Consider the following 11,883-nt stretch of genomic DNA (forward strand, 5'->3'; position numbering starts at 1 on the left):
AGGATTGATCGAAAATTGCTCGGATCCTCCTGAGGACCAGTTCCTTGGCGGCCTTGGTCCACATCGACGTTGCACTTGACTCGTCCATATTATCCGTAATAAATCATACATATTGCCATCGAAAAAAGGCGGCAGGTCTGGGAGGACCGATGAAAATCACGGCCATCAAGGCGCGCGTCTGCAATGCGGAAATGCGCAACTGGGTCTTCGTCCGGGTCGAAACCGACGAGCCCGGGCTGTTTGGCTGGGGTGAGGCAACGCTGGAATGGAAGACGCGAGCCGTCGTTGGGGCGCTTCAGGACCTTGAGGCCCTGCTCATCGGGCAGGATCCGCGCAACGTGGAGCAGTGCTACCAGATACTTACGCGCCACGGATTTTGGCGTCTTGGCGTCGAGGGAATGTCTGCCGTCAGCGGCATCGAGATCGCGCTCTGGGACATCCTGGGCAAGTCATTGGGCGTCCCCGTCTGGCGCCTTCTGGGCGGACAGGTTCGCGACTATCTGCGCACCTATACGCATCTCGGCCTCGGAGACATGAAGGCGGTCTATGAGACCGGATCCGCGGACGCGATCGTGGAACGCGGACGCATCGTGACGCAGGCAGGCTACGATGCGGTCAAGGTCGTCTGCATTCCCTACACCCACTACGCATCGCCTGCGAAAGCCGTTGATTCTGTCGCCAACATGGTTGGCTCACTTCGCGAGGCCATAGGTCCGGACATCGACATCATGGTCGATTTCCATGGACGCCCTGCATCCGTTAACGCTGCGATGGACTACCTCAGAGCAATCGAGCCGGCCCGCATCATGTTCGCGGAAGAACCCGTGCCGCCCGAAGATGTTGCCGGACTGGCGCATATCACGGCGCGATCGGCCGTGCCGATCGCTTCCGGCGAGCGGCTGATCGGGCGTCGCGAATTCACGCACTCGATCGCAGCCCGTGCCTTCAACATTGCCCAGCCTGATATTTGCCACACTGGCGGTCTGCTGGAGACAAAGAAGATCGCGGCCATGGCGGAAACGGCAGGCATCGGCCTTGCGCCGCACAACCCGCTCGGTCCGATCGCTGGCGTCGCTGCTCTTCACTTCGGCATATCGACGCCAAACGTCGTCATTCAGGAGGAGATGTCCGGTGCCGTCGCCTGGTACGACGACGTCGTTACCTGGCCAATTCGGCGTAAACCAGGCCGCTGGGACCTGCCCGATCTGCCGGGCCTTGGCGTCACCGTCAATGAGGACGTCATCGCGCGTCACCCCTTCAAGCAGGAAGTGCTGCATGCCCGCAATGCCGTCATGCCGGACGGCACCGTGGTCGACTGGTGAATGCAATGGCAGGCCGGCTGCAAGGAAAGATCGCAATCATCACGGGCGCCGGCCAAGGCATAGGTGCCGCCACCGCCCGGGCTTTTGCAACACATAGGGCAAAGACCGTCATTGCCGAACTGAATGCGGCAAGCGGCAAAGCGGTCGCCGACGAATTGCGTGCCGGAGGCGCCGACGTATTGTTCGTCGAGACGGATGTCACGGACACATCCGCGGTCGCGGACATGGTCGCCGGCACGATCACGGCCTATGGCGGCGTCGACATTCTGGTCAACAATGCCGGTGCCAACGTGTTCTACGAACCATTGCTGATGCCGGATGAGGAATGGGAGCGCTGCCTCAAGCTCGACCTCCAGGCCGCGTGGTTCTGCGCCAAGGCGGTTTTGCCGACGATGCTGGCGAAGGGCTCGGGGTCCATCGTCAACATAGCGAGCTGTCACGCCTTCCAGATCATTCCCCATACGTTCCCGTATCCGGTCGCCAAGCATGCACTTTTGGGCCTGACCCGTTCGCTGGCCATCGAATATGCCGCACGCGGTATCCGGGTGAACGCGATAGCACCCGGCTATATCGAGACGCCGATCGCGGAAGCCTACTGGAACACATTCCCGAACCCCGCCGAGGAGAAGCGGCGAGCCTACGACCTCCATCCGCCCAAGCGAATTGGCCGGCCGGACGAGGTTGCAATGACGGCGGTTTTCCTAGCTTCGGACGAAGCGCCGTTCATAAATGCCGAGACGATCACCATCGATGGTGGGCGCTCGGTTCTCTACCACGACTAGCAACCACCATTGAGCTCAGGGAGGATCTTCATGAAAACCACAACAAAGGCTTTGGCGACATTTGCGGTACTGGCTGCCGGACTGATGAGTGGCACAGCAAGCGCAGACGACATCAAGATCGGCTACATCAACAAGATGGGAGACCACCCATGGTTCGTCGCCGAAGTCGGCGGCGCCAAGAAAGCGGCTGAGGCGGCAGGGGCCGCGTTCGTGTCGCAGGACGTTCAGTTCGACGCCAATTTGACGATCACGACCTTCGATACGATGGTCGGCGATGGCGTGAAAGGCATCGCCATCGTTGTCCCCGACAAGGCACTGGGACCGGTCATCGCGGAGAAAGCAAAGGCCGCAAAAATTCCCTTGGTGGCGGTGGACGACGATATCTACTACCAGGATGGCACCCAGGTCCCCTATGTCGGCATGAATGCTTACAATATCGGTGCGCGGGTGGGCGAAGAGCTTGCCAAGCTCTACAAGGCTGAAGGCTGGGCGGGCAAAGAAGTGCGCATCGCCTCGATCGAGGACCGCAAGGCCGATACCTGCATGCAGCGCAACAAGGGCGCGGAAGAAGCGTTCCTGAAGGCGGTGCCCGATTTCAAGCCGGGCAACATCGTTCGCGTCCCCTACGACAACACGATGGTCAACGCCATCGACGTGATGACCACCACACTGACGGCCAATCCCAGCGTCACGAACTGGATATTCTATTCATGCAACGATGACGGCGTGCTGGGTGGTGCGCGAGCACTGGAGAATGCTGGCTATTCCGCAGACCAGGGCATGGGGATCGGCATCGACGGGAGCCGCGCCTGCGATGCCTTCGGATCCGGAAAGCCCTCGGCGTTCCGTGGTACGATGTGGCTCAATTCGGAAAATCATGGCGCGCTGGCGGTGAAGATTCTCTTGGCCTCCATCAAGGACGGAACCAAGCTTCCCGTTCAATCCTTCACTGACCCGGAATACATCACCGCCGACAATTTTGCGTCGGACTACAAAGCCAAGCTCTGCCACTGAACCAGATATGCGTCATGCGCCGCAGTGCGCATGACCCTCTTTGGGCCGGCAGTTCGTCGACGGGCACACGGGATCGATCCTCGGGAGTGAGCTTTTGACGCAATCGGATTTCTTCTCGCTCGACAGGATATCGAAGCGCTTCGGCGTCGTGCAGGCGCTCGACAATGTCTCGATTGCCTTTCGGCCAGGAGAGGTGCTTGCCCTGGTTGGCGAGAATGGCGCCGGCAAGTCGACAATGATGCGAATTCTCGAGGGCGTGTTCGCACCGGACACCGGCACCGTGCTGCATGGCTCCACGCCGATCGTTTTCAGCGAACCGCGCGACAGCCACAGAGCCGGAATACGCGTCATCCATCAGGAGCCGGAGATCGTTCCGAACCTGACCGTGGCCGAGAACATTTTCGTCGGCGAATTGCCGCGGTTGGCAGGCGTCCTGCTCGACTGGCACAGGCTCGAGGACCAGACCGATAAAGTGCTTGCGACCTTCGGCATGCAGCAGGATATGCTGCCGCGTCAACTCTGCAGCACACTCGGTCCGGCACAGCGCCAGATGATCGAAATCATGCGCGCCATACGTGCCGGCGGCCGGCTGATCGCATTCGATGAGCCGACCTCGTCACTGACCGACGACGAAGCGCGCCGTCTGTTTTCAGTAATTCGCCGGCTGCGCGGCGAGGGCACTTCGATCGTCTACATCTCTCACAGGCTGAACGAGGTCATCGACCTTGCGGATCGCATTGTCGTGTTGCGGGACGGCCGGCTGGTCGATGATTCCCCCGCTGCCGGTGCCAGCGAGCAGACCATAGCCAAGCTCATGGTGGGCCGCGACATAGCCGATCTGTTTACGCGCGAGACGTGGCAATCGGGGCAACCGTTGCTGGAGGTGACGGGCCTGATCACCGACCACGTCACCGATGTGAGCCTCAAGGTCCGCCGCGGCGAGGTGCTCGGCATTGCCGGCCTTATGGGTGCGGGTCGATCCGAACTGGCAAAGGCGATTGTCGGCTATGATCGGCGCCTCGACGGAACCATAACGATGAATGGTGTGCCCGTTGGCCCCAACAGTCCGCATGCAGCGATCGTGGCGGGCATCGGCTTTGCCCCAGAAGACCGCAAGCACGAGGCGCTGCTGTTGTTCCGAAGCATTCTTGATAACGCCTCGCTTTGCGTGCCCGACAGAACGTCGACCTTCGGCTTCTTCAACCGGCGCAAGGCACTGGAGATCGTCTCACCGCTTGCAGCAAAGATGTCGATCAAGGCGCCTAACCTCGACGAACAGGTTTCGAAATTATCGGGTGGCAACCAACAGAAGGTCGTTCTCGCGCGCTGGCTTGCGCGGCAGCCGATGCTTCTCATCCTCGACGAGCCGACCCGCGGCATCGACATCGGCGCCAAGGCGGAAATCTATCGCCTGATCGACGAACTCGCCGCCAGCGGCATCGGCATAATCCTGATTTCCTCGGAAATGCCGGAACTGATCGGGCTGGCCGACAGGGTGCTTGTTATGGCTGGAGGCCGGATCACGGCCGAACTTTCCCGCCCTGACATCGACGAGGCCACGATCCTGAGACATGCCATGCCTCAATCTGCAGCATCGCTTGGAGGACAAATTCAGTGAACAGCCTTGAGCTCAGGACAGCAACAACGCAAACCGGCAAAAGGCGCGCTTCCTTGCGCATCGCAGAGCGCATCGGCATTCACAACATAAGCCTTCTTGTTGCTCTCGCCATTCTCGTGCTCATTTTCGGCACCCTGAGAGGCGACGTGTTCTTCTCCAGCCGAAACCTGCTGAACATCGGTCTAGGCATTACCATCCTGGGCGTTCTGGCGATGAGCCAGACCGTGGTTATTGTCGCCGGAGGGCTCGATATTGCCGTCGGCGCAATTGTCGGTCTGACCACAGTATCGACGGCAATGGCCATCCAGGCCACCGGATCACCCGCCGCGGGCATTCTTGCCGGCCTGGTCCTGGGCGGTCTTGCCGGCCTCGTGAACGGCATCATCATCACCTATGGGCGGGTCAACGCTGTCATCGCGACTCTCGGTACGATGGCGATCTTCCGCGGCATCGCGTTCATCATGTCCGACGGGCAATCGATCGCGATTTTCAGCGAGACTTTCCGCTTCATCGGGATCGGACGAATCCTCGGCCTGCCTCTGCTGATCTGGATTCTCTTGCTGACCGCGATCGTGTTCCATCTCTTCCTTGCCCGCTCGATCGTTGGCCGCAACATCTATGCCCTGGGCGGCAATCCCGTTGTCGCACGCTTCTCCGGCATCAACATCAACCGCTACCGCGTCGGCATCTACATCATGAGTGGAGTGGCGGCCGGCTTGGCCGGGATTCTGTTGGCTGCCCGTACCGGCTCCGGGCAGCCCGTATCCGGATCCCAAGGCCTGGAACTCGAGGCCATCACAGCGGCCGTTCTTGGTGGCTGCGCCTTGCAGGGCGGCAAGGGCACGATCGTCGGCGCACTGCTGGGCGTCGCCATCATTGGCGTCCTCAACAACGGAATGATACTGACGTCCGTGCCAACCTTCTATCAGTTGCTTGCCAAGGGCTCGCTGCTGATACTTGCTGTGGTAATTGCCGAGTACCACTTGAACAGGACATGACGATGGACGCGGCGATCGCTTCGACTGGCCAAGGCAAGCAGGACATTCCTGCCGCAGATGGCACCACGTCATCGCTCAAGGATCGCATCGCACGCGATCTCGGACAGCGCATCCTCGCCGGCTCCTACGCCCAGCACTCCGTCCTGCCGACGGAAGCCGAGCTTTGCGTTATCTACGGGGCGAGCCGCACCGCGCTTCGCGATGCTCTTCTGACGCTTTCGGCGAAAGGATTGATCGAGGCGCGCAAGCGGGCCGGGACGCGTGTGCGCGTGTCGAGCGAATGGAACAGGCTGGATGCACAGGTTTTGGAATGGATGCGCGATATCGAGCCCGATCTCGATTTCGTCCGAGGATTGATCGAGGCGCGGCTGGTCATTGAACCCGCTGCCGCCCAACTTGCGGCCAAGATGGCGACGTCAGGCGATCTCGCGGTCATCGAAGCGGCCTATGAAGCCATGCGCATTGCTCCGCAGGATGATCTCGCTGCGTGTCTCGATGCCGACGTCAGGTTTCATACGGCCATCCTGCGTGCCAGCCGCAACCCGGTGTTCGCCAATCTCGGCAATATGCTTGCGGCCGCCCTCAGCTTCTCCTTCCGCTTGACCACATCGGCCACCGCTAATTACCAGCAGACGCTGAGCGCGCATGGCGACGTGCTGGAGGCAATCAGGATGCGGAGGGCCGACGATGCACACGATCAGATGAAGGCGCTCATCGGGATCGCGTCGAACGACCTTCTTGCAGTGGCTCGCAAAGGCCGCCATCAACAGCCGATCGCCGCTGCCAAGGCCAATACCGTCTGAAGCGGATGGTCGGGACGATCAAGATCAGAAGCGGAGACCTGTCTGCTGAAATCGTCCCATCGCTTGGGGCAGGTCTTGCGAGACTGGACCATGGACGCGTGCCGCTCTTCAGGCCTTGGCCGAACGGCGGGAGCAGCAACCCGTTCGACCTTGCCTGCAACCTGCTTTTGCCATGGTCAAATCGCATCTCGGGCGGCGGGTTCACATTCGACTGCAAATTCCACGAACTGCCTGCCAATGTTGCACGCGAGCCCTTTCCCATTCACGGCAATGGATTTTCGAGCGAGTGGGACGTCGACAGCATAACGCAGGACAACGCAAAGCTGTCGCTCATCAGCAACGGGCCTGGCCCATACCGATATCGCGCCGAGGTGAGCTACGCGCTGGCCGGACAGGGGCTCGAGCTGAAACTTCGCATCGTCAATCGGGCATCGATCAGATTGCCGTTCGGGCTTGGCATCCATCCATGGTTCCCGAGAACAGCGTTGACCACGCTTCACGCCGCGGCATCACAGGTTTGCATCGAACGGCCCAACCACCTCCCTGAACGGTTTGTGGATATCAAAACCCATCCCGATTGGAATTTCGGCGCCCCGGCCGCCTTGCCGAGCGGATGGATAAACAATGTGTTCGCTGGCTGGGATGGTGTCGCCTCCATATCTTGGCCAGAGCACAGTTGCAGCCTGCGGATTGAAGCTTCATCGCCCTTGAATTTGTACCTGGTCTATTCGCCATCGGACGAGAGCGACTTCTTCTGTTTTGAACCGGTCAGTCATGTTGTCGATGCTCATAATCGGGGTTCGATCGACAAATGGAATGGACTGTCGGTGCTTGGGCCCGGCGAGAGCCTGGCAGCACGTTGCAGCTTTGCCGTCAGTTAGGCGGACCTCTGCGGCGCCCTCGAATTGGCGGATGTCGGCCTGCATGTCCGGTGACAACGAAGCCGTCTTTTCGTCCAAACGGAGCTTGAGAAGAGGGAACTCCGGCGACCGGGAACCCGCGAGCCAGTTCGACGTTTGCCGGATGTCGCTGCGCAGCTCGTCTGCTTGACGGGCCACCAAATGTGCCTGGCAGGATTGGATCAATGACGGATGTTGAACCAAAAGAATTCGTGCTCGCGGGCATCGTCATGAAGCGACTGGTCTCCGGCGAACAGACGGGAGGCTTGTTGAGTCTGTTCGAAAACAGAAGCGACGGGCACACCAAAACGCCAATCCATGTTCATGCGAATGACGACGAGACGGTCTACGTCATCGAAGGGCACTTGACCGCAATTGTGGACGGTGTGGTCCGAACGCTCTCGCCCGGCGAGAGCATGTTTTTGAAGCGGGGCATCCCGCACCAGCTTATGAATCCCGGCAATCAGCTCGTTCGCTATATCCTGATAGACACGCCAAGTGTGTTCGAGCAGTTTCTCGCCGAAGGTGGCCATGAACGCAGCAAGGGAGAGGTGGTCGGGCCGCCAACGCCTGCCGATATCGAGCGGCTCAAAGTAGCCGCGCCGAAGTTTGGGGTTACGCTCCTGCAGGACTGGCCGGCAAGAGAGTAGATGACTTCGTGATGGCGGCTTGGATCGCCGCTAAAGCCGGCCCTTGCCCGAGGAACCGGTATTGGCTAGCCGTCGGCAATCCAATCCGAGAGGCTTCGCGAAAAACTTCGCGGCACGATGAGCTCGCACGCGGTCTCGCCGGTGCGCAGGAAGAGCACGGGCACGTGATGGAGGGATGTTTGCACGGCGCGGCCCGGAGCGGCGGTCGGCGCGTGCCAGTTGACGGCAATGCAGCCGGACAGAAGCCTTGCGATACCAGGGCCGGCCATTTTCAAACGCACACGACCTTCCCCGAGGGGCACGGAACAGCCGAGATCGGGGTCGACGACAAGGGCTGGCGCCTCTGTGCCTTCGTCGAGAGCCAGCCAAAGGCGGCGAGGTGCAACGCGGATGGTCAAAAGGCCCTTGTGGCGAACCGTCTCTCCCACCGAAGCGGGAAGTTTCGTGTTGAGCGACGCCGAGACGCTCTTTTCGAATTGTCTCAGTGTCGCGTCCCAGCCCTCGATCTGGATAAGCGGACAATCCGCCACGGACAGACTGAAATCCCGAGAAGAGGTCAAGCTAGCCATGCAGCCGTTCTCCCTGCGGATCGATGAATACCGGCGAGACAACGCGGGCGCGAACCGTTTCGGCCTTCATCGGATAGACCGCCACGACCTCGCTTCCTTCTGCCGCGACATCACCGGCAAGCAGGGCCAATCCGACATAGCGGTCGAGTTCTGGGCTAAAGGTGATCGAGGTCACCCGGCCGCGGCCATGGCCCTCGATCTTGTCGTCCGGCAGGAACAGGATCGCCCCGCCGCGGAGGCGCTTGCCGTCTTCGGCGCATTCCAGTCCGACCAGCCGCTGGCGCTCAGGCGCCTGATAGGCCTGGCGGCGGCGCAGTACATCGCCGACGAAGCCGCTGCGCTTGCCGGCCATGCGGCCGAGGCCGAGATCGTCGAGCGTCGTGCGCCCATCGATCTCCGGTCCGGCGACATGGCCCTTTTCGACCCGCAGCGCGCCGAGCGCCTCGACACCGTAAGGCTTCAGGTCGAAGGGTGTGCCGGCTTCGAGCAAGAGGCTCCAGAGCTGTTCACCGGCAGTGGCGCCGACATAGACTTCGTAAGCGCGCTCGCCGGAATAACTGAGGCGCAGGATGCGGAGCCCACGGCCCTGCCACTCGCTTTCGAGTAGCCCCATATGCGGAAGCGCCGCGTCGGAAACGTCGAGACCAGGAAAAGCAGCACCGAGGATTGCGCGGCTGTTAGGCCCGGCAACCGACATCGCCGCCCATTCATCGCTGACCGAGGTAACGGCCACGCGCAAATCCGGCCAGGCCGTGTCGAGCAGGAATTCGAGACGCGACAGCACATCGGCGGCCTTGGCGGTCGACGTGGTCATGAAGAACCGGTTTTCCGCTAGCCGCGTCGTGGTGCCGTCGTCGAAGACGATGCCGTCGTCGCGCAGCATGACGCCGTAGCGGGCGCGGCCTATCGCCAGTTTGGCAAAGCCGTTGGCATAGACGCGGTCGAGGAAGATTGCCGCATCCGGGCCCTGGACATCGATCTTGCCGAGCGTGGAGATGTCCATCAGCCCCGCGGTCTGACGCACGGTACGCATTTCGGCAACATAGGCTTCGTTCACGTCGCGGCCCGACTGCCGGTAGAAATAGGGCCGCATCCAGAGCCCGACCTCGAGCATCTCGGCGCCATTCGCCATGTGCCAGTCGTGCATCGGCGTGCGGCGGATCGGCTTGAAATGATGGCCGACGGCGCGTCCGGCAAGCGCGCCGATCGCCACCGGCGTATAGGGCGGGCGGAAGGTCGTGGTGCCGGTCTCGGGAATCGTTGCGCCGCGCAGCGCTGCCATGGCGGCAAGTGCGGGAAAATTGCTGGTCTTGCCCTGATCGGTGCCCATGCCGAGCGTGGTGTAGCGCTTCAGATGCTCGACCGATTCATAGCCCTCACGATGGGCGAGCTCGATATCCCCGGTCGTCACGTCCATCTGGAAATCGACGAAGGCCTTTCCGCGTCCAGCGGGCAGGGCTTCGCGAAGCACGGTCGAGGCGGTCTCACCGAGATCGAGTTTCGATGGAGCGGGCACCGGCGCCGACTTGCCGCAGGAGGCTGCCGCTTCGATGCCGGCGCGATGGCCGTGCTCGACGGCAGCGGCGGTCGCATAAGCTCCTATCATTGCGCCGGCGCCGAACCGGCCCGCCGGAAACGCGCCCGGCACGAAGCCGTCAATGTCGTCGCGATACACAGGTTTGACACCGAGGTGTGAGGTGAGATGCACGGTTGGCGACCAGCCGCCGGAGATGCAGACGAGGTCACAGGCGGCCGAGGATTGTCCCTCCGGTCCATTGAGCGTTACGCGCCTGACGGTATGGCCGCCGTGCAGGTCGACGATGCGCGTTGCGGCCCTCACCACCACGCCGAGCCGTGCGGCTTCCGCGGCAAGTGCTGCGGGCGGGACGGCGCGCAGATCGGCAATCGTCACCTCCGCGCCGGCTGCGGCGTAATCGAAGGCGGTGCGCCAGGCACCGTCATTGCTGGTGGCGACGATGATTTTCTTGCCCGGCAGGACGGCGAAACGGTTGAGGTAGGTCCGCGCGGCCGAGGCAAGCATGACGCCGGGCCGGTCGTTGTTCGAGAACACGATCGGCCGCTCGATGGCGCCGGTGGCGAAAACGATGGCGCGGGCGCGCAGCATGGTGACCGTTTGGCGTGTCTCGCCATTCGGCTGCGGATCGGTTGGATCGCGCTGTTCGACCAGTCCAAGCACATTGCCGTCATAGCTGCCGAAAGCGGTCGTCCGCTTCATCAGCGCGACGGTTTCGAAGCCCTCCAACTCGGCCGCGGCCTGCCTCAGCCATGCGGCCGCTGCGCTGTCGGACGGTTCCGCCAGAAGCTGGCCGCCAAGCAGGAAATCCTGCTCGATCAGCGCGACCCGCGCGCCGGCCGCGGCGGCCGCCCGCGCCGCCGACAATCCCGCCGGGCCGCCGCCGACGATGGCGACATCGGCGAAGGCATGATGAACCTCGTAGCGGTCGGGATCGGGGCCGGTGGCGGCTCTGCCCAGGCCGGCCGCCTTGCGGATGAAATGTTCGTAAAACATCCAGGCGCGGCGCGTCGGGCCCATGAAGGTCTTGTAGTAGAAGCCGGCGGACAGAAACGGCGCGAAAAGGCCGTTGACGCTTTGCACGTCGAAGGCAAGCGACGGCCAGCGGTTCTGGCTCTCCACGACCATGCCGTCGGCGAGTTCCAGCGTCGCCGCCGGCAGGTTCGGCTCGCGCCTGCCGGCGCTCCCGAGCGTAACCAGCGCATTCGGCTCTTCGGGCCCGGCGGAAAAAATGCCGCGCGGGCGATGATATTTGAAGCTGCGACCGACCAGGGTGACGCCATTGGCGAGCAGCGCGGAGGCGAGCGTGTCGCCGCGATACCCAATCAGCTTGCGGCCATCGAAGGTGAAATCTACCGGCACCTCGCGACTGATGCGGCCACCCGCTGGCAGGCGTTTGCGGTTCGAACTCATGCCGGTTGTTTCCTGACAGTCGATTTCCTGGCGAAGTCGACGGATGCGATCGCGTGGTTGCGGGTGTCGCGTTCGACCACCAGCCATTGCCGGCAGCCGGTCACGTGCTGCCAGAATTCACGGTGCGGGCCGGCCGGGTTTGTCCTGATATAGACGTAGCGGTACCAGGCCTCCGGATCGGCATCGTCATGGGTTGGACGCGTGACCGAGGCATCGCCGCCATAGCGGAACTCGTCATGGTCGCGCGGGCCGCAGCAGGGGCATTCGATGCGCAGCATTTT

Annotated in this window: 11 protein-coding genes; 8 read left to right on the top strand and 3 right to left on the bottom strand. The window is 62.0% G+C overall.

Annotation, left to right across the window (positions count from 1 at the left end; translation table 11 throughout):
• The first annotated feature begins 149 nt into the window (after positions 1–149).
• The 8 genes from dgoD to NKH60_RS02080 all read left to right on the top strand — a co-directional run bounded on the left by dgoD (position 150) and on the right by NKH60_RS02080 (position 8,086).
• Entirely contained in the window at positions 150–1,322 is a 1,173-nt protein-coding gene (gene dgoD, locus NKH60_RS02045) for a galactonate dehydratase (protein WP_352470581.1), read from the top strand.
• A gap of 5 nt (positions 1,323–1,327) precedes the next feature.
• The gene (locus NKH60_RS02050) at positions 1,328–2,104 is read left to right on the top strand and encodes an SDR family oxidoreductase (protein ID WP_352470580.1); all 777 of its coding nucleotides are present in this window, start codon (positions 1,328–1,330) and stop codon (positions 2,102–2,104) included.
• Positions 2,105–2,134: 30 nt separating this feature from the next.
• The gene (locus NKH60_RS02055) at positions 2,135–3,118 is read left to right on the top strand and encodes a substrate-binding domain-containing protein (RefSeq protein WP_352612514.1); all 984 of its coding nucleotides are present in this window, start codon (positions 2,135–2,137) and stop codon (positions 3,116–3,118) included.
• A gap of 94 nt (positions 3,119–3,212) precedes the next feature.
• Complete coding sequence (locus tag NKH60_RS02060; RefSeq protein WP_352612516.1) at positions 3,213–4,736, top strand: sugar ABC transporter ATP-binding protein; 1,524 nt, start codon at positions 3,213–3,215, stop codon at positions 4,734–4,736.
• Positions 4,737–4,789: 53 nt separating this feature from the next.
• Complete coding sequence (locus NKH60_RS02065; RefSeq protein WP_352612518.1) at positions 4,790–5,734, top strand: ABC transporter permease; 945 nt, start codon at positions 4,790–4,792, stop codon at positions 5,732–5,734.
• Positions 5,735–5,736: 2 nt separating this feature from the next.
• Positions 5,737–6,537: a FadR/GntR family transcriptional regulator gene (locus NKH60_RS02070; protein ID WP_352470576.1), complete on the top strand. Its 801-nt coding sequence runs from the start codon at positions 5,737–5,739 to the stop codon at positions 6,535–6,537.
• Between the two features lie 5 nt (positions 6,538–6,542).
• A complete protein-coding gene (locus NKH60_RS02075) occupies positions 6,543–7,418 on the top strand; it encodes an aldose 1-epimerase (RefSeq protein WP_352612520.1) in 876 nt (291 codons plus the stop codon).
• Between the two features lie 203 nt (positions 7,419–7,621).
• Positions 7,622–8,086 (top strand): cupin domain-containing protein, encoded by a 465-nt coding sequence (locus tag NKH60_RS02080; protein WP_352612522.1) that lies wholly within the window; start codon positions 7,622–7,624, stop codon positions 8,084–8,086.
• 65 nt (positions 8,087–8,151) lie between these two features.
• On the opposite strand, the gene NKH60_RS02085 is transcribed toward NKH60_RS02080, so the two are convergent.
• From NKH60_RS02085 to NKH60_RS02095, 3 genes are read right to left on the bottom strand one after another with little or no spacing between them, the layout of a single operon-like run.
• Positions 8,152–8,655, bottom strand: a complete 504-nt coding sequence (locus tag NKH60_RS02085) for a sarcosine oxidase subunit gamma (RefSeq protein WP_352612524.1) — start codon at positions 8,653–8,655, stop codon at positions 8,152–8,154.
• Positions 8,648–11,602, bottom strand: a complete 2,955-nt coding sequence (locus NKH60_RS02090; RefSeq protein WP_352612526.1) for a sarcosine oxidase subunit alpha family protein — start codon at positions 11,600–11,602, stop codon at positions 8,648–8,650. Before NKH60_RS02090 ends, NKH60_RS02085 begins: the two co-directional genes overlap by 8 nt.
• A complete protein-coding gene (locus tag NKH60_RS02095; protein ID WP_352470571.1) occupies positions 11,599–11,880 on the bottom strand; it encodes a sarcosine oxidase subunit delta in 282 nt (93 codons plus the stop codon). Before NKH60_RS02095 ends, NKH60_RS02090 begins: the two co-directional genes overlap by 4 nt.
• Between the last annotated feature and the right edge of the window lie 3 nt (positions 11,881–11,883).

This window comes from Mesorhizobium sp. M1006 (genome assembly GCF_040318825.1).
Classification (GTDB): Bacteria; Pseudomonadota; Alphaproteobacteria; order Rhizobiales; family Rhizobiaceae; genus Mesorhizobium.

Excerpts from the sequence above, each read along its gene's own strand:
- dgoD (WP_352470581.1), top strand. The coding sequence starts at position 150 with ATGAAAATCACGGCCATCAAGGCGCGCGTCTGCAATGCGGAAATGCGC.
- NKH60_RS02075 (WP_352612520.1), top strand. The coding sequence starts at position 6,543 with ATGGTCGGGACGATCAAGATCAGAAGCGGAGACCTGTCTGCTGAAATC.
- NKH60_RS02050 (WP_352470580.1), top strand. The coding sequence starts at position 1,328 with ATGGCAGGCCGGCTGCAAGGAAAGATCGCAATCATCACGGGCGCCGGC.
- NKH60_RS02080 (WP_352612522.1), top strand. The coding sequence starts at position 7,622 with ATGACGGATGTTGAACCAAAAGAATTCGTGCTCGCGGGCATCGTCATG.
- NKH60_RS02070 (WP_352470576.1), top strand. The coding sequence starts at position 5,737 with ATGGACGCGGCGATCGCTTCGACTGGCCAAGGCAAGCAGGACATTCCT.
- NKH60_RS02055 (WP_352612514.1), top strand. The coding sequence starts at position 2,135 with ATGAAAACCACAACAAAGGCTTTGGCGACATTTGCGGTACTGGCTGCC.
- NKH60_RS02085 (WP_352612524.1), bottom strand. The coding sequence starts at position 8,655 with ATGGCTAGCTTGACCTCTTCTCGGGATTTCAGTCTGTCCGTGGCGGAT.
- NKH60_RS02090 (WP_352612526.1), bottom strand. The coding sequence starts at position 11,602 with ATGAGTTCGAACCGCAAACGCCTGCCAGCGGGTGGCCGCATCAGTCGC.
- NKH60_RS02095 (WP_352470571.1), bottom strand. The coding sequence starts at position 11,880 with ATGCTGCGCATCGAATGCCCCTGCTGCGGCCCGCGCGACCATGACGAG.